General features: G+C 53.0%; 21 protein-coding genes. 14 read left to right on the top strand and 7 right to left on the bottom strand.

The genetic code is table 11. The features are described 5' to 3' along the window. Nucleotides 1-238: 238 nt before the first annotated feature. On the bottom strand, nt 239-1,741 hold the full coding sequence (gene cls, locus NST44_RS07395; RefSeq protein ID WP_007128798.1) for a cardiolipin synthase: 1,503 nt from the start codon (nt 1,739-1,741) through the stop codon (nt 239-241). A 203-nt stretch (nt 1,742-1,944) separates the two neighbouring features. Here cls and NST44_RS07390 point away from each other — a divergent pair, with 203 nt between their 5' ends. The 5 genes from NST44_RS07390 to NST44_RS07370 all read left to right on the top strand — a co-directional run bounded on the left by NST44_RS07390 (nt 1,945) and on the right by NST44_RS07370 (nt 8,630). Next, entirely contained in the window at nt 1,945-2,526 is a 582-nt protein-coding gene (locus NST44_RS07390; RefSeq protein ID WP_028405655.1) for a TetR/AcrR family transcriptional regulator, read from the top strand. Between the two features lie 121 nt (nt 2,527-2,647). Beyond that, nucleotides 2,648-2,995 carry a DMT family transporter gene (locus NST44_RS07385; protein WP_007128800.1) on the top strand — a complete coding sequence of 116 codons (348 nt, stop codon included), beginning with the start codon at nt 2,648-2,650 and terminating at the stop codon, nt 2,993-2,995. Continuing rightward, nucleotides 2,995-3,309 carry a DMT family transporter gene (locus tag NST44_RS07380; protein WP_007128801.1) on the top strand — a complete coding sequence of 105 codons (315 nt, stop codon included), beginning with the start codon at nt 2,995-2,997 and terminating at the stop codon, nt 3,307-3,309. The genes NST44_RS07385 and NST44_RS07380 overlap by 1 nt, the downstream gene beginning before the upstream one ends. A gap of 1,021 nt (nt 3,310-4,330) precedes the next feature. Beyond that, a complete protein-coding gene (locus NST44_RS07375) occupies nt 4,331-5,260 on the top strand; it encodes a TetR/AcrR family transcriptional regulator (protein ID WP_340898614.1) in 930 nt (309 codons plus the stop codon). A gap of 55 nt (nt 5,261-5,315) precedes the next feature. Beyond that, on the top strand, nt 5,316-8,630 hold the full coding sequence (locus tag NST44_RS07370; protein WP_340898612.1) for an efflux RND transporter permease subunit: 3,315 nt from the start codon (nt 5,316-5,318) through the stop codon (nt 8,628-8,630). A 139-nt stretch (nt 8,631-8,769) separates the two neighbouring features. Here the strand turns inward: NST44_RS07370 and NST44_RS07365 are convergent, their stop codons facing one another. Further along, nucleotides 8,770-9,447: a TorD/DmsD family molecular chaperone gene (locus NST44_RS07365; protein WP_340898611.1), complete on the bottom strand. Its 678-nt coding sequence runs from the start codon at nt 9,445-9,447 to the stop codon at nt 8,770-8,772. Between the two features lie 347 nt (nt 9,448-9,794). Between NST44_RS07365 and moaA the strand changes: the two genes are divergently transcribed. Then, nucleotides 9,795-10,799 carry a GTP 3',8-cyclase MoaA gene (gene moaA, locus NST44_RS07360; RefSeq protein WP_028406676.1) on the top strand — a complete coding sequence of 335 codons (1,005 nt, stop codon included), beginning with the start codon at nt 9,795-9,797 and terminating at the stop codon, nt 10,797-10,799. 304 nt (nt 10,800-11,103) lie between these two features. Here the strand turns inward: moaA and mobA are convergent, their stop codons facing one another. Next, nucleotides 11,104-11,772 carry a molybdenum cofactor guanylyltransferase gene (gene mobA / locus NST44_RS07355; RefSeq protein WP_251535778.1) on the bottom strand — a complete coding sequence of 223 codons (669 nt, stop codon included), beginning with the start codon at nt 11,770-11,772 and terminating at the stop codon, nt 11,104-11,106. A gap of 182 nt (nt 11,773-11,954) precedes the next feature. Here mobA and NST44_RS07350 point away from each other — a divergent pair, with 182 nt between their 5' ends. Beyond that, entirely contained in the window at nt 11,955-13,190 is a 1,236-nt protein-coding gene (locus NST44_RS07350; protein WP_432806739.1) for an MFS transporter, read from the top strand. Nucleotides 13,191-13,356: 166 nt separating this feature from the next. Here the strand turns inward: NST44_RS07350 and NST44_RS07345 are convergent, their stop codons facing one another. Next, nucleotides 13,357-15,090, bottom strand: a complete 1,734-nt coding sequence (locus NST44_RS07345; protein WP_340898610.1) for a glutamine--tRNA ligase/YqeY domain fusion protein — start codon at nt 15,088-15,090, stop codon at nt 13,357-13,359. 318 nt (nt 15,091-15,408) lie between these two features. On the opposite strand from NST44_RS07345, the gene NST44_RS07340 reads away from it, so the two are divergent. Then, nucleotides 15,409-15,669, top strand: coding sequence for a DUF2164 domain-containing protein (locus tag NST44_RS07340; RefSeq protein WP_028406672.1), 261 nt, complete (start codon nt 15,409-15,411; stop codon nt 15,667-15,669). Nucleotides 15,670-15,709: 40 nt separating this feature from the next. After that, nucleotides 15,710-16,258: a GNAT family N-acetyltransferase gene (locus tag NST44_RS07335; RefSeq protein WP_340898608.1), complete on the top strand. Its 549-nt coding sequence runs from the start codon at nt 15,710-15,712 to the stop codon at nt 16,256-16,258. Between the two features lie 210 nt (nt 16,259-16,468). Here NST44_RS07335 and NST44_RS07330 read toward each other — a convergent pair whose 3' ends face one another. From NST44_RS07330 to NST44_RS07320, 3 genes are all read right to left on the bottom strand, one after another. After that, entirely contained in the window at nt 16,469-17,122 is a 654-nt protein-coding gene (locus NST44_RS07330; RefSeq protein ID WP_007128812.1) for an MOSC domain-containing protein, read from the bottom strand. A 326-nt stretch (nt 17,123-17,448) separates the two neighbouring features. Further along, entirely contained in the window at nt 17,449-17,943 is a 495-nt protein-coding gene (locus NST44_RS07325) for a GNAT family N-acetyltransferase (protein ID WP_007128813.1), read from the bottom strand. Nucleotides 17,944-18,135: 192 nt separating this feature from the next. Next, on the bottom strand, nt 18,136-19,050 hold the full coding sequence (locus NST44_RS07320; RefSeq protein ID WP_210094014.1) for a serine hydrolase domain-containing protein: 915 nt from the start codon (nt 19,048-19,050) through the stop codon (nt 18,136-18,138). A gap of 503 nt (nt 19,051-19,553) precedes the next feature. Between NST44_RS07320 and NST44_RS07315 the strand changes: the two genes are divergently transcribed. The 5 genes from NST44_RS07315 to NST44_RS07295 all read left to right on the top strand — a co-directional run bounded on the left by NST44_RS07315 (nt 19,554) and on the right by NST44_RS07295 (nt 26,293). Next, nucleotides 19,554-20,321: an alpha/beta hydrolase gene (locus NST44_RS07315; protein ID WP_340898603.1), complete on the top strand. Its 768-nt coding sequence runs from the start codon at nt 19,554-19,556 to the stop codon at nt 20,319-20,321. An 11-nt stretch (nt 20,322-20,332) separates the two neighbouring features. Further along, complete coding sequence (locus tag NST44_RS07310) at nt 20,333-21,292, top strand: ABC transporter permease (RefSeq protein ID WP_007128816.1); 960 nt, start codon at nt 20,333-20,335, stop codon at nt 21,290-21,292. 18 nt (nt 21,293-21,310) lie between these two features. Further along, the gene (locus NST44_RS07305; protein WP_340898600.1) at nt 21,311-22,225 is read left to right on the top strand and encodes a carbohydrate ABC transporter permease; all 915 of its coding nucleotides are present in this window, start codon (nt 21,311-21,313) and stop codon (nt 22,223-22,225) included. Between the two features lie 51 nt (nt 22,226-22,276). Then, nucleotides 22,277-23,881, top strand: coding sequence for an extracellular solute-binding protein (locus NST44_RS07300; protein WP_007128818.1), 1,605 nt, complete (start codon nt 22,277-22,279; stop codon nt 23,879-23,881). A gap of 252 nt (nt 23,882-24,133) precedes the next feature. Next, the gene (locus tag NST44_RS07295) at nt 24,134-26,293 is read left to right on the top strand and encodes a glycoside hydrolase family 3 N-terminal domain-containing protein (RefSeq protein WP_340898598.1); all 2,160 of its coding nucleotides are present in this window, start codon (nt 24,134-24,136) and stop codon (nt 26,291-26,293) included. The last annotated feature ends 95 nt before the right edge of the window (nt 26,294-26,388 follow it).

The raw sequence follows: 26,388 nt of genomic DNA, 5'->3' as shown, positions 1-26,388 counted from the left end.
TGTTTAAAAATTTTTGTGATCGATATTATGGCGGCTTGTAGGCTTGTCGAACCGATGGGTGCTCAGCCAGAACGATAAATCCGGACCGAACGAAATGCCTGTCCATACTGCGCCGCATCTGTCCGGCTTATTCGTGAATCATCACATATTAACGAGCTCCGCCCATGTTGTTATCCATATATTTCTCTTAAACGGCTGTTACACATCAGCCCAAATATTCCCTTGCACCCGAGCAACGCTACAGCAGCGGCGACATCAGCCGCGCCGCGGATTCGAGCAGCCGGGTCATGATGCGCTTCTTCCTCGTGCGGCTTCGGTCATACAGCACCGCGTGCTCCAGATCCTGCTCAAAATCGGCTACCAGCTGATTGACGCTGTCCGTATGAACGAGAAGAGCGTTCACTTCAAAATTCAGGTGAAAGCTGCGCATGTCCATATTCGCCGTTCCGATCGTGGCAACCTCTCCATCCACAATGAGCAGCTTGGAATGCATAAAGCCCTTCTCGTATTCGAATACCCGCACCCCCGCATCCAGCAAAGCCGGGAAATAGGAATGCGAGGCCAGAAACGGCAGCCACTTGTCCGGTTTCGACGGAAACAGGATCCGGACGTCAAGGCCGGACAAAGCCGCGACCCTCAGCGCCGTCAAAATATCTTCATCCGGGATAAAATAAGGCGTCGCAAGCCATACGGAATGACGTGCCGATGCGATCATGGAGAAGAAGATATGCTTGAGCGCCCGGCGCTCATTATCCGGTCCGCTGGCAATAATCTGCACGGCTCCGGAGGAGTGATCGACGAGATCCGGGGAGAAATACACCTGGTCTGTAGGCTGCTCTCCGGTCATATATTCCCAGTCCTGCAGGAACACAATTTGCAGCGTCCTGACGGCCTCGCCCCGGACCAGCATATGCGTGTCCCGCCAAAACCCGAAAACCTTGCTGCGGCTCAAATACTCGTCCCCGACATTCAAGCCGCCGATGAAGCCGACGGTACCGTCGATGACAACGATTTTCCGGTGATTGCGGTAATTGACCCGGCTCGTGAAGAATATCGCCTTCGGGCTGCCGAATACGGCTACCTTAATCCCCGCGGCTTTCATCTCCTCCAGGAAAGCGGGCGGCAGCTGCAGGCTGCCTACCGCATCGACCATGAACCGGACGGCAACCCCTTCCCTGGCCTTTCGCACCAGAATGTCCCGAATTTGGGTCCCGATGTCGTCAGGACGATAAATGTAATATTCCATATGAATATGATGCTTGGCCAGCTCCAGCTCGCGAAGCAGTGCCGCGAACGTCTCCTCTCCGTTCGTGAGCACCTTGGTATCCGAAGAGAACGAAACCGGCGCACGCCCGAGGCGGGTGGACAGCTGCAGGAGCTGCTGGTGCTCCCTTTTAAAACGGGAGATATCTTGGTTGCTGCGCCGAAGCACTTCGCTGGTATAGGCCAAGCCGTCCTTTTGCGCCTTCTTGTCATATTTTCTGCGTTTAAAATAGTTCTGTCCGAACAGAAAATAAAAAACTAGCCCTACGATCGGTACTAGTGCAAGCAGTAGAATCCAGGCCATTGTACTGGTCGGATGCCGGTTCTCCATGAAAATCATGAACCCGATCGAGACGACGGTCAGGGTCGAAAATATCCCGATGATAGTTCCTGTCGTCTTGCCGAAATAATCGATGCCAAAATAATAAAACGCGAATAATAACGCGGTAATCAGTACGGCCTGTATTCCCTTTCTCATATCCTTCTACCCCTTGCTTCATCGCTTCATCTCTCTTTTGTATGTACGATGCTGGTCAACCCATATTCTACATGATAAGTCTCGGGAACTAAAGCATGAACTAAAAAGCCCCTGTCCTCGTTAGGCCCAATAAAAAGACTATTGACAGAAGCAGCCCCGTTTGCTAAAAATATGACTAACGACCGTTAGTTAGGAGGATTGCGATGAGTGCCGCTGAGATAAAACAGTCCGCTCTGGCCCGCTTCGCCCAAGACGGCTATGAAGGAGCCTCGCTTAAACATATTGCCGATGATTGCGGAATAAAGAAGCCATCGATCTATGCTCATTTTTCCAGTAAAGAGGACCTGTTCCTGCAGGTGCTGGCCGATGTATTCGAGCGGCAGAAGCAGCGGATCGAAGACTATTTCGAGGAGCACGCCTCCCTTCCGCTGGAAGCGCAGCTGAAAGGATTTGTGGTGGATTGGCAGCAGATTTACGAACGGGATGCGGAGAGAAAGTTTTTCCTGAGAATGGTTTTTTTCCCGCCAAGCGCTCTGTATGACGATGTCATGAATCTCGTCTATCCGTTCCTGGATGAGCAGGAACAGAAGCTGTCGAGGCTTCTAGCCGCAGGCTGTCCGGTACAAGGACGGATCATTCGGCACCCTAGGCAGGCCGCCATTGCCTACCTTACCTTGCTCGACGGCATTGCCGTCGAGATGCTGTACGGCGGGGAAGCCCGCACCACTCGGCGGCTTGAAGCCGCATGGCCCGTGTATTGGTCCGGCGTGTCGAGAGAAAGATAACGATACTTCCCGATCAAACATCGGCCTGACGCTCCGGCGCGAAGTGGCACAATCCATAAAAGTTAGCGTCTTTGCGCAAAGGGAGCACTTCGTGTTAGTCAAGAAAAGGAGAGGAATCATCATGAATCGGAATTGGGTTTTTGTACTTTTGGCCGGCTTGGTCGAAATATTGTGGGTCATCGGCTTAAAACACGCTTCAAATACGTGGGAGTGGCTAGGAACCGCTCTGGCGATTGTCGCCAGTTTCTTTTTGATCATTGAGTCGGCTAAACGGCTCCCTGTGGGGACGGTATATGCGGTTTTTACCGGGATCGGCACGGCTGGAACGGTCGGCACTGAAATGCTGCTGTTCGGCGAACCCTTTAAGCTGATTAAGGTGCTGCTGATCGGAGTGCTGCTGGCCGGAGTCATCGGACTAAAGCTGGTCACCGCTGACAATGCCGAGCAAAACGGGGAGGTGAGCCGATAATGGCCTGGATCGCCCTTATTTGTGCAGGATTGCTTGAAATCGGCGGGGTGATCGGCATTAAGGGAGTGTCTCAGCGGAAGGGCTGGATCTATCTGCTGCTGATGTTCGCTTCGTTTGCAATCAGCTTCTCCCTGCTGTCGTTTGCCATGGAGAGCATCCCCATGGGTACGGCCTACGCCATCTGGACCGGAATCGGGACGGTCGGCAGCACCGTCACGGGCATGGTCCTGTTCGGCGAGCCGAAGGAATGGCGGCGTATCCTGTTCATCGCCATGATTCTGTGCTCTGCCGTCGGATTGAAGCTGATCACTTAAGCTACTTTCTTATTCGTAAATGTACGGTGGTTGCATGGTTAGCCATTGATGCTTGCGAGCGGATGTAGCTTTTATGCGGCGGAAACAAGTCCCTTTTGGGTACTTGTGTGGCGAGTATAGCCTCATGTGACGGTAACAAGTCCCTTTTGGGTTCTTGTGTGGCGAGTATAGCCTCATGTGACGGAAGTAAGTCCCTTTTAGGGACTTGTGAGGCGAGTATAGCCTCATACGGCGGAAACTAGTCCCTTTTAGGGACTTATGAGGCGGATATAGCCCCATGCAGCGGACTTTTCGGGACTTGTGAGGCGAATATAGCCCCATGCGGCGGAAGCAAGTCCCTTTTAGGGACTTGTGAGGCGAATATAGCCTCATGTAGCGGAAACAAGTCCCTTTTGAGTACTTGTGATGCGGATATAGCCCCATGCAGCGGAAACAAGTCCCTTTTCGGGACTTGTGAGGCGAATATAGCTCCATTGTTGCAGAATAAGTCCCTTTTGGGTTCTTGTGTGGCGAATATAGCCTCATGTAGCGGAAACAAGTCCCTTTTGGGTACTTATGATGCGAATATAGCCCCATACGGCGGAAGCAGGTCCCTTATGGGTACTTGTGTGGCGAATATAGCCCCATGTGGCGGAAGCAAGTCCCTTTTGAGTACTTGTGATGCGGATATAGCCCCATGCAGCGGAAACAAGTCCCTATTCGGGACTTGTGAGGCGAGTATAGCCCCATGTGACTGAAACAAGTCCCTTTTGAGTACCTGTGTGGCAAATATAACCTCATACGACGCAAACAAGTACCTTTTGAGTACTTGTGAGACCGATATAGCCCTATACAGCGGAAACAAGTCCCTTTTGGATACCTGTATGGCGGAAGTAAGCCCTTATTCATAACTAGTATAAGATCTTTAAAAAGAACGGCCTTTCACGAAAGTTGAAACGGCCGTTCTTTTTCCTTTATAATCGGAAATGACCGCAAGGTCAATAACGGAACTCTCAAGTTCCCAAGTGAGGTGAAATCAGGCTTGGCTGATAAAACGGCAGATAAAAGGCAGCAAATTCTCATCACTGCGATGCAGCTGTTTTCCGCGAAGGGCGCCTCGGAAACCTCCATGCAGGAGATCGCCGAAGTATGCGGGATGTCGAAAGGCAGCCTATATTTACATTTCAAATCCAAAGAGGAATTGGAAAAGAGCATCTACGAGCATATCATCGGCCGGATCAAGGATGAGATTTTGCGGGTGGATAACGATCCGCTCCTTGAACCGAGGGAACAGCTTCGCAAGCAGGCCGAGGTGCTACTTATCCATTTCATGGAGATTCGCGAATTTCTGCTGAAGCAGTTTCACGATCAGACGGTGCCGGGAAAGCCGCCGTTTGACAAGGATAACGCCCAGCAGGAAATTGTGCAGGCATTGCAGTGGTTTAACCATAAACTTCAAGTCATCTACGGGCCTGAAGCCGCTCCCTACACGATGGAGATCGCCATGCTCATGGGCGGTATATTGGGCACCTACATCCGGTTCCTGTTCATGCCGGACTTCCACCTGAATGTGGGACAAACAGCCGAACACCTTATTCAGCTGATGGACGACGTGATGGCAAGCATGCTTCGCCGGCGGCCGAAGCCGCTTATTCCGCTGGAGGTCGTTCTGGGGCAGAAGGATCTGTGTCAGGTCGACCTGCGGTCGCCGCGTCACCCGCTTATCGTGATTACGGCAATGAAGAATGAACTAAAGCAGCTGAAGCTTGATCACGAGCTCCGGCAAGACACCCTGGAGTCCCTCGGGATTATGGAGAAGGAACTGATCACCCTCCAGCCGAGCCGGGCGGTACTGAAGGGAATGCTCAGAAACCTTGAAGGAATCGAAGGTCTGGAAGACTTATATGAAGAGCTGAAGAATACCATCACGACCGTACTGGAAACCTACTTAGCACCTGGCGGAATGACATAGGAAGATTTGTTCAAAGCTAGAGACATAAGTTATGGAGAGGGGAGAAACCCGACGCATGAAAGGAATTATTAATTTTTCGCTGCGGAACAAATTTGCCATCTGGCTGCTAACCATCATCGTAACCTTCGCCGGACTATACAGCGGGGTGACGATGAAACAGGAAACAATCCCGGATATTAACGTGCCGTTCCTTAGCGTAACCGCTGTTTATCCGGGCGCCGCACCCGAAGGCGTTGTGGAGGAAGTTACCAAGCCGCTGGAGACGCGTCTCCGGAATATCGATGGCGTAAAGACCGTCACTTCCACCTCAATGGAGAATGCGGCAAATGTCATGGTCGAATTCGATTACGGAACCGACCTCGACAATGCGACAGCGGCCGTTCGCGAAGCCATCCAAGAGGTTCAGCTGCCGGATGAGGCCCAGAAGCCGACCATCTCGAAATTCAGCATGAGCTCGATGCCGGTGGTCTCGCTGAGTATTTCGAACAGCAATAACATGAAGCTCGACGAATTGACCCGCATTACCGAGAATGACATCGTGCCTGCTCTCGAGGATCTGGACGGCGTAGCTTCCATCCAGGTTGCCGGCCAATACGTCAATGAAGTCCAGCTGAAATTCAAGCAGGACGAAATGGATAAGCTTGGCCTCACGGAAGATACCGTGAAGCAGATCGTCCAAGCTTCCTCGCTGTACGTTCCGCTCGGCATGTTCGAGATGGATAAATCGCAAAAGGCCGTTGCGATCGACGGCGGGATCATTACCATTGATGATCTGAAGAACTTGGCGATCCCCGTTATTCCAGGCGGTGCAGGCGCGCAAGCCGGTGCAGGAGCAGGGGCTCCGAACGCAGGCGGCGCTGGTCAGCCGGGAGCTGCTGCCGGTCAAGGGGCCGGAGCAGGGGCAGGCGACCAAGGAGCTCCACAGAACGGCACGGGTGCCCAGGCAGCAACGCAGACAGGCGCAGGCGCTCAAGGTCAGGGACAAGGCGCCGCAGGCGCTCAGGGACAGAGCCAGGGTGCCGCAGGCGCTCAGGGACAAGGCGCTCCAGGCGGACAAACTGGCGCTCCTGCCGGCATCCCTACCGTGAAGCTGAGCGAAATTGCCGATATTAACGTCATCGGCACCTCGGAATCGATCTCCCGCACCAACGGGAAGGAATCGATCGGCATTCAGATCGTCAAGTCCAATGATGCCAACACCGTTGACGTGGTCAACCTGGTGAAGGATAAGGCCGAAGAACTCGGCAAATTGTATCCGGACATGGATCTGACCATTATGCTCGACCAAGGCAAGCCGATCGAAGATTCTGTGCATACGATGCTTTTCAAAGCGTTGTACGGGGCATTGTTCGCGGTCCTGATCATTATGATCTTCCTTCGCAATATCCGTTCGACGATTATTTCGATCATCTCGATCCCGCTGTCCCTGCTGATTGCGATTCTGTGCTTGCAGCAGATGGATATCACCCTGAATATGATGTCCCTCGGCGCGATGACCGTTGCCATCGGACGGGTTGTGGACGACTCGATCGTTGTTATTGAAAACATATACCGGCGCATGTCGCTTTCCACCGAGAAGCTTTCAGGCAGGGAGCTCATCAGCGCCGCCACCCGCGAAATGTTCGTGCCGATTATGTCCTCGACCATCGTAACGATCGCGGTATTCCTGCCGCTCACCCTGGTCAGCGGCATGGTAGGCGAACTGTTCATGCCATTCGCATTGACGATGGTATTCGCGCTGCTGGCTTCTCTCGTCATTGCGATCACGCTCGTGCCGGCCATGGCCCACAGTCTCTTCCGCAAGGGACTGAAGAACAAGCATGACCATGCGGAGAAGCCGGGCGCGATCGCCAAAGGCTATCGCTCCATCCTGAAATGGTCCTTGAATCATAAGGCAATTACCTTCCTGATGGCGGTAGCTCTGCTGGTCGGCAGCCTGTTCCTTACAAAATTCCTGGGCGTCAGCTTCATTCCGGAGCAGGAAGACAAATACGTAATGGTGACGTATTCCCCTGAGCCGGGCGTCCTGCTCAAGGATGTTGAGCAGCGTGCGCTGAAAGCCGAGAAGCTGATCATGGATCAGCCGGGCGTGGAGAAAATGCAGTATTCCATCGGGGGCAGCAATCCGCTTGGCATGGGCTCTGCTAATTCGGGATTGTTCTATATTATGTATGAATCGGACACCAAGAACTTTGAGGATGTCAAAACAGCCCTGATTGAAGACCTGACGAAGGCCGTTCCGGAAGGAACCTGGGCCAACATGGACATGGCCGGCGGCTTTGGCGGCAACCAGCTGACGGTGAACGTGTTCGGCGATTCCCTGGATCAGATCAAGCCGGTAGCCGATCAGATTGTGGAGCTCGCCAATAAGGACACCGCGACATTCGATAACGCCGAAACAAGCTTGTCCGAGGCGTTTGAGCAGTACACGCTGGTCGCTGATCAAGAGAAGCTGAGCTCGCTCGGTCTCACCGCCGGACAGCTCGCCATGAAGCTTAGCCCGGTACGCGAACGTCCGGTGCTGACAGAGGTAAACATTGAGGACAAAACCTATAATGTCTACATCGAAGCCGATACGACCACTTACAAGAGCATCAAGGAGATTGAGAACGAAACCGTAACATCCCCGCTTGGCATCGAGGTGCCGATCAAGGACGTTGCCGAAGTCGAGGAAGGAACGACTCCTGATACAATCACACGCATCGACGGTAAAATGGTTGTGACGGTAACTGCCGACATTTTGACCAATGACGTTGGAACAGCATCCAGCAACTTGGAAGCTGAAGTCGATAAGCTGGAAATTCCGGACGGCGTCTCCGTACAATTCGGCGGAGTTACGGAACAGATCAATGAAACGTTCGGGCAGCTGGGTCTCGCCATGCTGGCCGCGATCGCCATCGTGTATTTCGTTCTCGTTGTCACGTTCGGGGGCGCGCTCGCTCCGTTCGCGATTCTGTTCTCGCTGCCGTTCATCGTCATCGGGGCGATTATCGGTTTGCTGGTGACCGGCGAAACGCTTAACGTTTCCTCGCTGATGGGCGTGCTGATGCTGATCGGTATTGTCGTCACCAACGCGATCGTTCTGATTGACCGCGTAATTCACAAAGAGCGCGAAGGCCTCAGCACTCGCGAAGCGCTGCTCGAGGCAGGGGTCACCCGTCTTCGTCCAATCCTGATGACCGCACTCGCGACCATCGGCGCTCTGCTCCCGCTCGTATTCGGATGGGAGAACAGCGCAGGAATTATCTCTCGTGGACTCGGCATCACGGTAATCGGCGGCTTGATCAGCTCCACGCTGCTGACGCTTGTCGTCGTACCGATCGTGTATGAGTTCTTGATGAAATTCCGCAAGAAACAAGTTGCCGAATAAAACGGCTCGTCTATAACAATAAGGGCATCATTCAGGTCTGCTAAGACTCGAATGATGCCCTTTTGTTCATTCTATAGTATGCTTTCGGACCGAGTGCAGCCATCCAGACTTTCACATTCGCTCCATTTTATCCGCTTGGTTAATGTACTAGCTCCGCCTCACGGGATTGCCTCCATACCCTCAGCATCCGCAAATCCTGCACGAGAAACTCCTCCAGCAAGCGGAACAATGCGCGATAAAGCGGACTATCAGTCGAAGTCTTCATATCCTCACAGAGCGAGGGCACCCACGCCAGCAAATGCTCCTCCAAAAATTGTTCCTGTGCGGCCATCAGCTTCAGCAAGCCATCCTCGCCATAGCAATTATTCAGCATCCGGTCGTGGAGCACCGTCATGAATTCCAACTCGATCGCCAAATGATCGTCGGCCTCTCCGTGCAGTTTGTTAAACGCGACGCCGACCGTCTCATAACACTCGGCAACATCCCGAACGCAGCCGCTCTTCGTATACTGCGATTCGGACAGCGGGCGCTGCTTGTTCCGCTCGAGCAAACGGCGGTATTCCACCCCTTCGTACTCGCAGATCTTAACCAGCTCCTCGGGTGACCGGCCGCATAAATAATTCACCAGGTCGGCTCCCCCTTGGGTGCCTTCCGCTGCTTTGCCGATCCCGCTTCCGCGGCTCCATTCCGCAATCATAGACAAGCTGGGCGAGTTGCCCATAAAATCGATCAAAAGCTCATAAACCGTCCCTCGGTTTTCCAGCCACCGGTGACAGACGTCAGGTACCTCCAATGTTTGAACAGGTGATATCGCCATTTCGAACCTCCTAATGGTAACCTCTCTTGTTGGATATGATATCCATGACAGTATAGCTTAGATGATTGTCTATTGAAAGTGATTTGAAATGATTTCCGAAAGTTTCGGAAAATTAAGGAAACTTTCGGAAAATGAGAATGCCGCGACTTCCCTGCTTCCAAGGGGAGAAAGCGGTTATCTGCAGCTTCATTATAACAGGCAATGGTAAACGCTTTCTGTGAGACCGATCACAGGCTCATGAAATCTGATCCCGGCTTGTCCTATTAAAAACAGGGCTTACCCTCATTGACTCCTGTTCGGGGAATGGCTACAATGTGACCATGTCATGCAACTAAAGGGGGATTTCAATGATTGAGCCGCTGACAGACTCCTTCGGTCGGATCCATGATTATATCCGCATCTCGGTCACCGATCGATGCAACCTGCGTTGTGTCTATTGTATGCCGGAGGAAGGAATGGAATTCCAGCCCCACGATCAGATTATGAGTTATGAAGAAATTGCAGCTGTCTTGCGCGTGCTAGCCCCCATGGGTGTGTCTAAGGTTCGCTTGACCGGCGGCGAGCCGCTGGTGCGGAAAGATCTTGAAGCCTTAGTCCATATGATTGCGAGCATTGATGGAATTAAAGATATATCTCTTACTACAAATGGGTTGCTGCTGCCCTCCAAAGCCAAGCTTCTGAAGGAAGCAGGACTGACCCGCATCAACATTAGCCTGGATTCGCTTCAGGAGGAGCGCTACGCCCGAATCACTCGCGGCGGTAGTGTGCATAAGGTGCTGAAAGGCATCGAAGCCGCTTATGAAGCCGGACTCGACCCGATCAAATTGAACATGGTGCTGATGAAGGGCTTCAACGAGGATGAAATCCGCGACTTTATCGCCATGACTCTGGATCGCCCGCTGCATGTCCGGTTTATTGAATACATGCCGATCGGCCATGCCTCCGAGGAATGGCGGGACTCCTACCTGCCGCTTAGCCGGGTCAAGGAAGTGTGCGGCGAGGCGGGCTGGGAGGTTCGGGAGGAGAAGGGTCCTTCCGGCAACGGCCCGTCCCGCAATATGAAGGTGACCGGCGCCGTCGGCACCTTCGGCCTGATTCATCCCGTCAGCGACCATTTCTGCGATTCATGCAACCGGCTCAGGCTGACGGCGGACGGCAACATTAAGGCCTGCCTGTATTGGTCCGACGAATTCAACGTCCGCCGGGTCATCGATGATCCGGTCGCGGTGGCGGACCTGTTCCGCAAGGCCCTCGGCGCCAAGCCCCTCAACCACGAGATGGCCCTCGCGCTCGAGAAAAAAACGCAAAGCCATACCCCGACCGTACGGCGCATGTCGCAAATCGGGGGATAATATCGAACGATAAATTTATCAACGATGGCTGCCGCACGATGCTCAGCATCGACGTTTGGACGGCAAGCCAATGACACGTCAAAGCTTTCAACATTTGCAAAAAGCCCGGCTGATATCCAATCAGCCGGGCTTTCTTTGATTCCCCTGACCTGCGCTTTCTTTGATTCCCTTGATCTGCGCTGCCGCCTTCGGATCCATGTACGGACTTTTCGTTGATCAGCACCAGGTTCATTTTCCCTATTCCTCTTTCCCTTTTCCCCTTCCTTTTCCAGGGACCTGAACTTTCAGCGGCTCATCGCAGCTCTTAATCCTCTGCATCCATACGGCAAGCTTCCTCGTAATCCTCCGGGCGGTTCATGTTAAAGACCGCTTTGCGTGGGGAGCATCCCATCAAGGCTTCCAGCTGGTCCTCCGGCACGAGCAGCGCATCCAGCTCTTCGACCCAATCGGTCATGCGCAGCTCCCCCTCCTGCAGTCTTCGCTCGAGACCAGCAGCCGTTTCCTTCCGGTACAAGGCCAGCAGCGGATGAATTCTCCCTTGGATCACCGGAATAACCGCTTCCGGCCCGGCTGCTGCCGGATCCCCTTGGCCCTGCCCAGCTTCAGCGAGACCGAGCAGCGCACCTAACAATGCCGGACTGATGAACGGCATGTCACATGCTGCGACCATATTCCATGGGCGATCGGACGCCAGCAGGGCAGCATGAATCCCTGCCATCGGCCCTTGGCCGGGATAAACGTCCGGCACGCATTCCACTCCGAGATGCCGAAACGAATCCGGATCATTGGCCGATAGGAGGATTCGCCCGCAGACTTGTTCCAGGCACCGAACGGTTCGCTCAATCAGGCTTTCTCCGTTCAAGGACAAAAGCGCTTTGTTTGCCCCCATTCTACGGGAAGCCCCGCCTGCAAGAATAATGCCTGCCACCCGCTCGGACGGACTGCTGCGTCTCCACTCCCCAACCTCCATCATGTTCAGACCCCTTTCTGATATACAAGTTGACTACAGAATCCTCCAATTGGTAATTAAGTTAATTAAGGTTAAACTAACAAAAGATGGTTTGTATCCCTTTTCAATGCGTGATACATTGGAGAAGGTAAGCGGTGTGGTTATGCCGCAAACATAATGCATTCGGTTTGAAAGGAATGACCTGCTTGCGGAATATGGATAAAGATCAACCTTCTCTTACATCGCTCAAGCTGTTCAACTTCTTCATTTACGGAACGATGGTCATATTCACCGGTTTCTTTCAGCTGTATTTGCAAGATATCGGCATGAGCAAAATCGAGATCGGCAGTCTGATGGCCATAGCTCCCTTCGTGTCGATCTTCGCCAACCCCTTCTGGGGTTACTGGGGCGACCGGACAGCGAATATCAAGCGCGTGCTTCTGATGATGATGACCGGCACGCTGCTCCTGGTTCATTTTGTCTTCCAAGCGAATACGTATGCCATGATTTATATGGCCATGATTCTGTTTTATTTTTTTCAGACCCCGATGTTCTCGCAGACCAATTCGCTAATATTGACCTATATCGACGGAACCCGGCACAAGTTCGGCTCTTTCCGGCTATGGGGCTCGCTCGGCTGGGCCCTGACCGCGATCGCAGCCGGCCCTGTCATTGATCAGCTTGGCTCTGGACGTATTTCCATCGTCTTCTCGATCATGCTGTTCGTGGCGGCCATCTTCATCTTCACGCTTCCCGGCGTGCAGAAGACGACCGGGTCAGCTACCGTAACGCTGAAGGGATTAAGCCAGCTGTTTTTGAATTCGTATTTTGTCTGGTTTATCGTTTTGGGCATTTTGGTATCCATCCCGAATACGGCCAACAATACGTTCATGTCGCTGTATATTTTGGAGCTCGGCGGCACGACGCAGACGGTGGGGCTGGCCATCTTCTTTTCTTCGGTGTTTGAAGTTATCATTTTCCTTGTCCTGGACCGGTTCTTGAAACGGAAGATCCATGTGCTGGTCGGCTGCCTGGCGGTCGTGAGCCTGCTCTTCGCCCTTCGCTGGCTTCTGATGGCTGAAGCGAGCAGCCCGGTTCATGTAGCCTTGATCCAGCTGCTTCACTGCGTTACCTTCGGCGGTTACTTCTATGTCGGCGTCCAGCTTACGATGCTGTTCGTCCCGAAGCCGTACCGGGCATCCGGACAAGCGATCTATACCTTAAGCTGGAGCGGGATTTCCGGCGTCGTCGGCGGTCTCGCCGGCGGCTGGATGTTTCAAAACTTCGGCGCCCAGACGATGTACCGCACGGGGATGATGCTCGCGATCATCGGCGTCATCGGCTTCGGCTGGATGTGGTACAATCTGCACAAGCACGGGTACCAGCCGCGGCAGCCCGATGAACTGCCGGACGACGCGGAGGAGGAATACTCCACCGTCTGATCCTCACTCGTGTACTTTCATCTCAAGGCTTGACCTTGGCACGGGATGTACCCTGGAATATCCGCAGTATATGACAAGACTCGAAGACGCCGCCCAGCGGATCTTCGAGTCTTGTTGGTTAAGGGGGGCTGTGGTAACCGTTCTGCATCACAGTGCCCTGAAATGCTTAGCTTTTCGGGAGCTGGAACGAGCTCTTCAGCGAGACGACCCGGTTAAATACTGGACGCCCAGGCTGCGAATATTTCGTATCGACATTGAAGTAGCCATGACGGAAGAATTGGAATTTATCCTGCGGCTTGGCATCCTTCATATTCGGCTCCACGAACCCGTGCACGATCTGAAGCGAATTCGGGTTAATATCGTCAAGGAAGGATTTCTCCGCAGCAGCTTCCGTGCTCTCCTCCGTTTCACCGATGGCCTCCTGCGTCAGTTCCGGCTCGGCTTCAGCCTCCTCGTCCTTGAACAGCGGCTCATACAGGCGGAATTCGGCAGGCACGGCCTGGCTCGCTTCGACCCAATGGATCGTCCCTTTGACTTTACGGCCGGTAAAGCCGGTGCCGCTCTTCGTCTCCGGATCATAAGTGCAGTGTATTTCGATGACCTTCCCGTTCTCGTCCTTGATGACATCATTGCATTTGATGAAGTAAGCATGCTTCAGACGGACCTCGTTGCCCGGGAACAGACGGAAATACTTGCTCGGAGGATTCTCCATGAAGTCCTCCTGTTCGATGTATATTTCACGGGAGAACGGAATTTGGCGGGAGCCCATCTCCGGATTTTCCGAGTTGTTCTCCGCCTCCAGCCATTCCACCTGACCTTCCGGGTAATTGGTGATCACGACCTTGAGCGGATCCAGCACCGCCATCGTCCGCGGCGCCTTCAGCTTCAAATCCTCCCGGATGAAGTGCTCCAGCATTTGACGGTCCACCGTGCCGTAAGCCTTGGAGATCCCGGTCTCATAGACGAAGCTCCGAATCGCCTCCGGCGTGTAACCAAGCCGGCGAAGGCCGGAAATGGTCGGCATGCGCGGATCGTCCCAGCCGTCCACATACTGCTCGTCCACCAGCTGCTTCAGCTTGCGCTTGCTCGTTACGGTCTGGGCAACGTTCAGCCGTCCGAACTCATATTGGCGCGGCGTGCAATCCATCTCGCATTCGGCGACCACCCAATCATAGAACGGGCGCTGATCCTCAAATTCCAGCGAGCAGAGGGAATGGGTAACTCCTTCAATCGCATCCTCGATCGGATGGGCGAATGCATACATCGGGTAGATGCACCACTTGTCGCCCGTATTGTGATGATGCGCGTGGGATATGCGGTAAATAACCGGGTCGCGCAGATTGATGTTCGGCGATGCCATGTCGATCTTGGCGCGCAGCACCCGCTCGCCGTTGCCGAATTCGCCCCGGCGCATCCGTTCGAACAGCTCCAGATTCTCTTCCACGCTGCGGTCGCGGTAAGGACTGTTTTGACCCGGCTCCGTCAGCGTCCCACGGGTCTGCCGAATTTGGTCGGCGGTTTGATCGTCCACGTATGCCTTCCCTTTCTTAATGAGCAGCACCGCGCGATTGTACATTTCCTCGAAATAGTCCGACGCAAAGCGCAGCTCTTCCCAATCGAAGCCGAGCCACTTTACATCCTCCTTAATGGAGTTTACGTACTCGATGTCTTCCTTCACCGGATTCGTGTCGTCGAATCGAAGATGGGTCCGTCCGCCGAACTCGTCGGCCAGCGTAAAATTAATCCAGATCGCCTTGGCATGTCCGATATGCAGGTAACCGTTCGGCTCCGGCGGGAAGCGGGTGACGATCTCCTTCACCTTGCCGGACTTCAGATCTTCGGCGATGATATTTTTTATGAAGTTGGAGGGGGTGCCCCGGTGGTTCTCCACGTTGATCAACCTTTCGTCCTGTAATTTCCGTCTATCTCCTGTATAAACGTGTTTCCCTTAAATATACCTGTAATATCCCGATTGTTCAAGGAAGGCGGGCGCTTCCAAGGGATAAGGCAGTCCTTTCAAATAAACCGGATATATGCGCTGGGAGCCCTTATAGCCCCTGCTGCCCAGTGGATGTGAAGCTTCGCTGGGCAAGCCAGCAAAAAGCGGGCAATCGGCGAGTAAGCCAAAGCTTCTGCCGCGGCACTACATATGCTTTGACGGGGTGCTGTGGAATGAGGTAGCATGGATACAAAAACAGCCGACAGGAGGCATTCCTTCATGAGACCGATCAAGCTTGCCAAGGAACAGCGCGATCTGCTGATCGAAGAAGTTCGCCATTATTTCGAAACCGAGCGCGGCGAAACGATCGGCCATCTAGCTGCGGAAGGCATCTTGGACTATTTTGCGGCAACCCTGGGACCTTACATTTACAATCAGGCACTTAGCGATTGCAGGCAAGTCGTAAATGAGCGGATGATTACGCTGGAAGAAGACATTTACGCGCTGGAAAAAAACACGAACACGAAGCGAACCCGCTAAAGCTGCGGACAAGGATCAACACAAAAGAGGGAGATGCGAGATGTTTGGAAATGCGCTTGACGAGCACGTCGAGCTGCGTCCGCTTGCGATCGAGCATGCGCGGGCGCTGTTCGAAATCACGGACCGTTCACGGGACCGGCTGCGGAAGTGGCTTCCCTGGGTGGATTCCGTACAGGAGGTTAACGATACCGTCAACTATATAAAAGGAGCCATGAAGCAGGCTGCGGAAAACGGCGGCTTCTCCGCCGGCATCTGGGTGAGAGAAGAGCTGGCGGGAACGATCTCCTTCCATGAGATCGATTGGAACAACCGCTCCGTCGGCCTCGGCTACTGGCTTGATCAGCAATTCACCGGACAAGGGCTGATGACGAGCGCTTGCCGGGCTTTCACGGACCATGCGCTCATGCGGATGGGGCTGAACCGGGTGGAGATTCGCTGCGCAACCGCCAACCACCGCAGCCGGGCAATCCCGGAGCGGCTGGGATTCGTCCTGGAGGGCGTTATCCGCGAGGCGGAGAAGCTGCCCCAGGGCTACGTCAACCATGCCGTCTACGGCATGATTCAGAGCGAATGGAAGCGGCTAGGCTAGATTGGAATTTTATTTTATTATCGAACGGGGGCAGGACGCAGCATCCAGACATCCGGCGAATCGCCAAGGTCATGGATGGAGGCGCCTGTCCCCTTTTACTGCCTAAGTCATAGCCTGGAAACCTATCCAGTAAAACTTCGCGGACCGCTTCTAGCTTGAGGGTGCGGTCGGCAAGCTGCAGGGTGCAACGCCGATCAAGCTTTCGCTGAATTAGGATTCCCTTAATTTCTCCAGCGACTTTGCGAACTGCCCCTTCAAGCTTGCAGCCAGCTCCTCCAGCTCCAGCATCCGGCTTAGCGCCTCCTCATCCTTGCGGCCTTCCTTCATCACGCGCAGCACTTCCCGCACCGTTACACCGGAGCTGCGGCGATCCAGCCGGGTCACAGGGGAATCCGCGCTAACCTCGCCTTCCTCCAGGACGCGGAAATAAAACCCGCTGTAGCCCGTGTTCAGCACCCTGGCCGGCATATCCTTCACCCCGTGCTTGTGCGACAGCTTGAAGCACGGATATCTGGGCTGGCTGACCTGCAGGACTGCTTCGCCAATCCGAAACACATCGCCGATGCATACCTGGTCCTCCAGGAGGCCTTGCAGCGTTAAATTTTCCCCGAAAGAGGCATACGGCATATCCTTGCCCAGGGATCTTCGCCAATATGGATAGTGCTCGTATGGATAAGCGCACACCGCCTTGTCCGGACCTCCATGATTCACGAGATCGGCCTGACCGTCCCCTTCGAAATTCACATTGCTTAAAAATACCGGTCCTTGCACAGGCTGCTTATAGATTCCGGTTGTCAGAGCCTTGCCCTCATAATCCACCGTGACCGGCTTCCCTACATTCAGCGAAACGATTCCCAACGTCATGGCAACTTTACCTCCGTCTATCTGATCTTTTCATCATACTATATGAGGTTGTTCAAAAAGTCATCATTTGATCACAGGGCAACTCTAAAAGGCATATTCACATCGGCGCTTGCTCAACCTCCAGAGTCCGACACGCATACCGGTTATGACGTTGCATAAGGCCTGTACGCATCCGGATATGACATTGCATAAGGCCTTTACGCCATACCGGATATGGCAATGCGTAAGGCCGGCCGGATACAGCAAACGGCCCGGCAGCAAGCGCCGGGCCGTTCATCCCAAACCGCGCCCATCGCCGGGCCGGATGCTGAGCATTCCTGATATTTTTATAAAAAGCAGCACATCCATATATCATCCACATACCGGCCATCCACATAAAACTCCCGGACCAGCCTTCCCTCTTCCCGGAAACCGCAAGCGCGGTAGAAGGATAAGGCCGCAAGATTCGAGGACAGCACCCGGAGCCTCAGCTTGGCAATACCCTCTCCACTCGCCAGCTCCTTGGCCGCCTCGATCAGCTGCAGGCCGATGCCTTGGCGCTGATAGGACGGATGGACCGCAATATTCAGCTCCATCACATGGCGATGGCTTGCCAGCCCGCTGGGAGAGCGAAAGCCGACATAACCGCATAATATATCTTCGCAAGCCGCTACCAGCTGGCTTCCGGGAGGGCAATGCAGCAGAAACTGCTCCCTCGAGGTCCAATGCAGCGGCTCGGGGGCCGTATTCCTGTTCCACACCAGATGGTCCAGCTCCATCAGCTGGGCGGCGTCCTTCATCTCCGACAAGCGGATGGTGACGATTTCCTGACTGGCTTTCACCCTAGCATCCCCTCACTTTAAACAGCGCGTACCTCTTTATTATAACAGGTGGGGGCGACCGCTGCAGGGTAAGGCTCGGGTTGCAACAGCCTATCCTATATCGTTCGATCCTGCCGAGAGAACAATGGCAGCGGGGACCCTATGTCCAAGCAGAACCGGAATCCCCTACACACGGTATCTCATTGTACTCATCTATAACAACGGGTAAATTTCTGTCCAAATTGCATCCATGATCTCCTGCATTCGATCTTCCCGGCTATTCACCGCGATGACCGCATCTTTGCCGGGGAGAATGATGCATAGCTGGCCGGATGCCCCATCTGCACGATAGGCATCGTGAGTGCACATCCAAAATTGGCAGCCATACCCCTGAGCCCAATCGGGGCTGCCCTGCGTATCGATCTGTTTGGAGGATGCGAATCGTATCCACGCTTCAGGCACAATCTGTTGTCCTTCCCACAATCCGCGCTGCAGCAGAAGCTGGCCAAAAATGCTGAGTTCCTCATTGCTGATAGATAAGCCCGCACATCCCAGCGTCACACCCAGCGGGGATGACTCCCAATGAACATTTTCTATACCCAAGGGCTCAAACAGGCGTGGAGTCAGATAGTCCCTTACCGTCTCGCCTGTCGCCGCCTGGAGCATAGCCGAGATCATAAACGTATCTCCACTGCTGTATGTAAACATGTCGCCCGGCGTCCGGTCAAGCGGTAGCGACATATAGTACTTAGCCCAATCCTTCTCTTTCAAGGATGCTCTTTCGTTTGCCCATAAGGGCGGCGAATCATGGCCCGAAGACATTCGAAGCAAATTGTATAGTGTGATGTTGCCGGGATCGAGAGACGGCTCCAGATTGTCAACTATCGAAGAGTTACTATTAAAAAATTCACCCAGCCGGCTGTTCAGCGCGAGCTTGCCTTCCTCAATGGCCAGGCCGACGGCCATACAAGTAAAAGATTTGCTAATAGAATGCTGAACACGCCGTTTGTCCTCCGTCAAATCGTACTTCCCCCACAGCCGGCCGTTTTGACGAACCCGCGCTGAGTGAACCTGCAATCCTCTGTCTGCGATGTAATCAATAAAGCCGGTTAATGAATGATTAGACATGGATTTACCTCCTATCCGATTAGGCATATTCGCTTCTGTCTCGTAAGACCGCAGCCCCTGAAAGGGTCTTCAGCAAGATTCATGCTCTCATCTCAGAATAACATGTTTCAACCCCAATAGAAACGTTTCAACAAACGATGATTTTTTTGCTAATACACGATTACAGGAATCCCTTGTATCCCCAATAAAATGAAAGCGTTTTCTATGGCGAAAATACACTCCATTTAGGGAAAAATATAGATTTCAGTCCTTAACTGGATCATTTCTCATGAAAAATTATAATTTTTAAAAACGATATTGACAAAGATTTGATGTGCAATTATGATGTTATCGAAACGATTCGATAAATCGCTTTCATGAAATAACGATCATATCTTGAATCACATCGGTAACGGAACTGACAGGTATCTTCAGCAGTCCCGCTTGGATATTGCGGATATCGGGGGATGCTTAGATCCCTCCGCCTATTTGCCTAGATCGTTCACACTTGAAAGGGGTTACTTATGGCGCATATTACGATAGAGACCGGCTCCCCCACTTTATGCATGACGACAAGCATCCATGTCGTGTCGCCCGTGGAATCAGGCAAACCGCCGGATTACACACTCTATCTTCTTCATGGAGCAGGCGATAACGCAAGTACTTGGCAGCGCCTGACTACCGTTGAGCAATACGCACATCAATACAACTGCACCGTCATTATGCCGGAGGCAAACCGAAGCTACTATACAGACATGACGTATGGGCTTAACTATTTTTATTACATTACCCAGGAGCTCCCGAAGTTTTGCAGCCGATTGTTCCAACTGAATGAGGAGCGGGCCCGTACCTTTATCGCCGGCTTGTCCATGGGCGGATACGGAGCACTTAAATGTGCGTTAACTTATCCCGGACAATACGCAAAAGCCGTTTCGTTATCCGGTGTAACCGATATTCGGAAGAGGATTCACGATATGGACATGCCTCCCGGTATGGTCAAGGAAATGCAGGCCGTATTCGGTCCGGAGCTCGACATCAAGCCGGATCAGGATCTGTACAAGCTCGCGGAAGCGGCACTTGCGCAGACCGGAAAGCTGCCCCCGATCCTCTGCTGCTGCGGAACGGAAGATCCCTTTATCGAGATGAACCGCGAATTTGCCGCGTACCTGAGACAAAGCGGTTCCGACTTCCACTACGTGGAAGGACCCGGAGCGCATGAATGGCGATTCTGGGAGCAGCATCTGGAAACGGCATTTGATTTTCTTTTTAACGACAAGACTCAAGAAGAGTGAGGAGATGCCACTTGAAACCTGCAGCCTTAGGGCCCACCAAGAAACCGCACGGACGCTCAAAATTCAAGAAGCTTGCGTCTGAAATCAAAAAAAACCGAATGACCTACACCCTGCTGATTCCGGGGCTTGTCTGGCTGATCATCTTCGCCTACATGCCGATGGGCGGCCTGTCCCTCGCATTCAAGGACTACAAGGCCAATCTGGGGATCCTGGGGAGCCCTTGGGTCGGATTCGAAAACTTTAAGTATGTATTCCGGGATCCGACCTTTATCGATGCCGTCTGGCGTACGCTCTACATTAACATTATCAAGCTGGCGGTCACGTTTCCGGTTCCGATCATTCTCGCACTGATCCTGAACGAGCTGCGGATGAGCCGGATGAAAAAGGCCTTCCAGACGGTGCTGACCTTCCCGCACTTCCTGTCCTGGATTATCGTCTCCGGTATTGTCATCAACGTGCTCGCTTATGACGGCCTGGTGAACAGCACCCTTGCGATACTCGGTCTGCCGACCATCAACTTCCTCGGTTCGGAAAGCAACTTCATTCCGATGATCCTGCTCACGGATATCTGGAAATCCGCCGGCTGGGGAGCGATCGTCTACCTCGCCGCCATATCCGGTATCGATCAAGACCAGTATGAATCGGCTCAAATCGACGGAGCTACACGTATGCAGCAGATGTTCCGCATTACGCTGCCTAATATTATGCCAACCGTGACGATCATGTTCATCCTTTCGGTAGGCGGACTGATGTCCTCCGGCTTCGATCAAATATTTAACCTGGCGAATGCCGCGACCAAGAACGTATCGGAAGTGCTGGACGTCTACATTTACCGGATTACGTTCCAGTCGTCAACGGACTTCTCGTTCTCTACGGCGGTCAGCTTGTTCCGGTCTCTCGTCAACATGGCGCTTCTGCTTATTGCGGACAGAGTAGCCAAAAAAATGGGCGGAGACGGTTTATTCCGTTAAGAAAGGAGTCGAAAAGAAATGAGCACCATTACTTCAAGTCCCAAGAGGACGAAGTTTCGCAAGAACAAGATGAAGATGACTCTTCTCGATTATATTTTGCTGGCCGTGCTTCTCGTACTGGCTCTGCTGATCGTGATTCCGTTCTGGAATGTCATTATGATCTCGTTCTCCACGCCAAAAGAATACGCCGATAACCCGCTCATGATGCTGCCTGCTAATCCAACGCTGGAGAATTATAAAGCGCTGTTCGCCGACGGAAGCATCTTGACCGGCTACTGGAACACCTTCAAGCTCCTGATTATCGGTTTGCCGCTCAGCCTGTTCTTAACCATTACGATGGCTTATGCGCTCAGCCGGAACAAGTTTCCGGGCAAAAAGCTGATCTTTATGCTGGTCCTGTTCACCATGATCTTCAACGGCGGGATTGTTCCGCTCTATCTCATCATGAAGGCTCTGCACCTGACCGGAACGCTCTGGTCCGTTATTCTCGCAGGCAGCTTCAGCGCCTTCAACATGATTCTGATGATGAACTACTTCCAGGGGCTCCCGGAATCCTTGATGGAATCCGCCCGGCTTGATGGGGCCGGAGAATGGAAAATCCTCTTCTCCGTCGTCCTGCCGCTGGCCGCCCCGATTATTGCGACCATTACGCTGTTCTACGGCGTAGCCATTTGGAACAGCTGGTATGACGCCATGATCTTCCTGCGTAAGGCGGATCAGCTCCCGCTCCAGAACGTGCTGCGAACGATCATCGTCGAATCGCAGACCAACGCCTCCAACGCTTCAAGCGTGGATGCTGCCGGGAAGTCCAACTTCTCGACCGGTATGAAAATGGCGGCGGTATTCGTCAGTATGGTACCGATTATGTGCTTCTTCCCGATGCTTCAAAAGCATTTTGCCAAAGGGGTATTAACAGGGGCTATCAAGACCTGATTAATGCATAGATTTCAGCCAAAAAAATCTAATCATTCATGGGGGTAGAACATGAAAACGAACAAACGGCTGTCGGCTAAATCCATTCTGTTGCTGCTGCTGAGCATGAGCCTTGTGCTTGTGACCGCATGCTCGAAGGGAGACTCCTCAAGCAGCGGAGAAAGCGGGAAAGACGAGAACGGGAACTACAAAGATAAGCTGAAAATTTCCGTAGCAAGCACCGTTACGGTCAAGGACGGCGATATGGACAACGAGTTCCACAAGTACTGGATGGACAAGTACAACATCGAGTGGGATTACAACTTTGTCGAGTGGGATTCCTGGGGCGAGAAGCTCCGTCTATGGATCAACTCGGGCGATTTGCCTGATGTGGCTGTCTGGGATTATGTTCACGGCGATGCGATGAACTACATTGATCAGGGTCTCTTGTACAAATTCCCTGATGACTGGAAGGAACGCTGGCCGAACGTTGCGAAGGCTTACAGCCTGACTGGACTTGGCGATAAGCTGGAAGAGCTGACTGGTGGAACTTACATTCTGCCAAGACCGGTATACTTCGAGAACAAACCAGCTGATCCGCTCACGAACCAGATTGGCGTTATCGCTATTCGCAAGGACTGGGCAGAAGCAGTCAATTTTGAACTCAAGGATGCTTACACAACGAGCGAACTCATGGAATACGCCCGTCTGGTGAAAGAGAAGGATCCGGGCAAGGTGGGATCGAAGCTCGTTCCGATTTCCTACAAGCCTGATGATGTCCTGACGAACATCATGATGCCGAACAGCGCACATTCCCGTGTGGAATCGGCGTTCTATAAAGGTGAAGACGGCAAATACAAGTGGGGTCCGGCAGATCCGGAGACACTTACCGGCCTGAAGCTGGTTCAGGAAGCATACAAGGAAGGCCTTCTGAATCCTGAATTCTATACCTGGAAGAGCAGTGAAGCCAGCAACAACTTCCGTGTGAACGGCACGGCTGCTGTCATGAGTCTCGGCGGACTGGCTTCCTACCGTCAAGACGTGGACAAAGACATGAAGAAGAACCTGAATCTGAACAGCGATGACGTTGTTCATACCGCTATCGTCCTTGGCGAAGACGGCAAGTACCGCAATCTGGAGCAGGTTAACTTCTGGTCCGCCCTGATCTTCTCGCCGGATATCAGCAAAGAGAAATTCGAGCGCGTTATGGACCTTGTTGATTTCTCCGTCACAGAAGAAGGACAAATGATTCTGAACATGGGCTTTGAAGGAACCGACTGGAAATACGGTGAGAACAAAGAATTGATCAGCCTCCTTCCCGAAGGAACGAGCGTCGGCGACAAATATCCTGGACGCTTTGAAGGTCTTTACCTGCTTGGCGACGATTTCAGCATGATCAACCCTGCAATCAAGCAAGAATACCGTGATACGGCAGTCAAGCATTACCAGAACAAAGCGAAGTTCGGCAAGGAAGGCGGCGCGCTCGCTCTGTACGATTGGGATGTCCAGCTGTATGATTCCAAGGCTAAAAACCAGGCAACCTTCAATTACGCTGAAGAATACACCAACCTGATTCTCCAAGATGGAGATTTGGAAACGAATTGGAAGAAATGGGTTGAGAGCAAGCAATCTCTTGTACAACCCGTCTTGGATGAACTCAATAACTTAAAAAAGTAAAACAAACAGCTTCAAACTAGAGTTGGCCTGAGGCATTCGCCAGCGGTACAAGTCCTTTGAACCCGGTGTGCAGGATTTCAAGTGCAGCCGGGTTCTTGACTTCTGCCCTGCTCATTCTTCTGAATGAGGAGTTTGCACAACTACATGCCCATCCATGTTTTGTGCATGCTCCTGAGAAAGGAGATAGAGACATCAGTCAACCCGTTCTCATTCTATTTATTCTCGTAGATATAAAGAAGTGGAGGGAAATACATGGACCAGAAGCAGTTAACCGACCTTTTAACAAAGATGACGCTAGAAGAAAAGATAGCACAGTTGCTGCAGCTTACATCTAATCTCCATGAAGGCACGGAAGATCAGGGTCAAATTACAGGGCCCATGGAGGAAATGGGGCTCACCACAGACATGGTCCGTGCCAGCGGTTCGGTTCTCGGTCTGTCAGGAGCCGCTTCGATCATAGCATTACAACAGAATTATATGAAGAACAGCCGTCTCGGGATTCCGCTCTTGTTTATGGCTGATGTGGTGCACGGGTTTAAGACCATCTTTCCGATCCCGCTTGCCATCGGCTGTTCCTGGGATCTCGAGCTTGCCGAGAAAAGTGCAGAAATTGCCGCACGGGAGTCCGCCGTCTCCGGCATCCATGTCACGTTCGCTCCAATGGTTGACCTGGTACGCGATCCGCGCTGGGGACGAGTCATGGAAACAACGGGCGAAGACCCGTATTTGAACAGCTTGTTCGCCAGAGCTTTTGTGCGCGGGTACCAGGGAAGCGCGCTGGCGGAGGATAACGAACGCCTGGCCGCCTGCGTCAAGCACTTTGCCGCGTACGGGGCTGCGGAGGGCGGCCGTGATTACAACACGGTGGACATGTCGGAGAGACAACTGCGCGAATATTATCTCCCTGCTTATAAGGCCGCGCTGGATGAAGGCTGCGAAATGGTGATGGCCTCTTTCAATACCGTTGATGGCATTCCTGCTTCCGGCAATGAGAAGCTGATGCGCGGTATTTTGCGTGATGAGTGGGGATTTGACGGGATTCTCATATCCGACTGGGCATCCATTCGGGAAATGATCGCCCACGGGGCCGCAGAGGATGACCGTGAAGCTGCCTACCGGGCGATGCGCGCAGGCGTCGATATCGAAATGATGACCCCTTGCTACGTCCATCATCTTCCGAATTTGATCAAGAGCGGGCTCATCGATGAATCGCTGATTGATGAGGCCGTCATGCGTATTCTGCAACTGAAAAACAAGCTGGGATTGTTCGAAAATCCGTTCCGGGGAGCGGATCCGGAACGGGAGCGCGAGCTGCTCTTCTGTGACGAGCATCGCCAGGCAGCTTACGATCTGGCGGTGAAGTCCAGCGTCCTGCTAAAAAATAACGGTGTTCTTCCTCTTCAACCTGATTCCAATGTCGCTTTGATCGGCCCTTTTGCAGACCAGGAGGACATCCTCGGATGGTGGTCCTGTGTCGGCGCCAAGGAAGATGCCGTAAAGCTGGGCACGGCCATGAAAGAACGCATCAGCGGCAAGCTGACCATCACCGCCGGATGCAATTTTGACTCGATGGACGCAAAGCAGCTGGAATTGGCACTGGACGCTGCCCGTGAAGCAGATGTCATCGTTCTGGCACTCGGCGAAGAATCCGAAATGAGCGGTGAAGGCGGTTCACGCACGGATATTACGCTGCCGATAGCGCAGCTTGAGCTGGTTCAACATCTGAAGCAGTTAAACAAGCCTATTGCTGCTGTCATCTTTAACGGCCGTCCACTGGATCTGCAAGGTATTTTCGATGAAGCGGATGCCGTGCTTGAAGCTTGGTTCCCGGGCAGCGAAGGCGGTGCAGCCATTGCCGATCTGCTGATCGGCCGCATGAATCCGTCCGGAAGGCTCACCATGTCCTTCCCGCAGTCCGTCGGTCAGGTTCCGGTTTATTACAACGTCTTTAACACAGGCCGTCCTATGGACCCTTCCAAAACCGGCGAACGCTATGTATCTAAATATATCGACAGTCCTAATGAGCCTCTGCTCCCGTTCGGCTACGGCCTGTCTTATACCACCTTTGAATTCGGTGAGCTTCAATTGTCCAGAAGCGAGATCACAGCAGATCAGCACCTTACGGCGCGGATTCGGGTGACCAATACGGGTGCAAGAACGGGTGTTGAAACCGTTCAGCTGTATATACGGGATATGACAGGCGAAGTCGTTCGGCCACTGCGCGAGCTGAAAGGGTTCCAACAGCTGGAGCTTCAACCGGGCGAGAGCAAAATCGCCGAATTCACCATTAGCGAAGATATGCTCCGTTACCATCACAGTGATCTCAGCTTTACTAGTGATCCGGGCCGCTTCCAACTGTTTGTCGGTCCTAACAGCCGGGATTGCCTGCAGGCTTCCTTTAAGCTTGTATAAATCTATTACAATATCGATTTTTTAAACTACATCACAACTGCCTTGGCATAGCCGCCGGACATGGCGGTTACTGCCAGGATAGGAGGAGTGACCTA

The sequence above is a fragment of the Paenibacillus sp. FSL W8-0919 genome (genome assembly GCF_038003785.1).
Lineage (GTDB): Bacteria > Bacillota > Bacilli > Paenibacillales > Paenibacillaceae > Paenibacillus_AQ > Paenibacillus_AQ lactis.
Note: the sequence above shows the minus strand (reverse complement) of the source record. Positions and strands in the feature narration are given on the sequence as shown.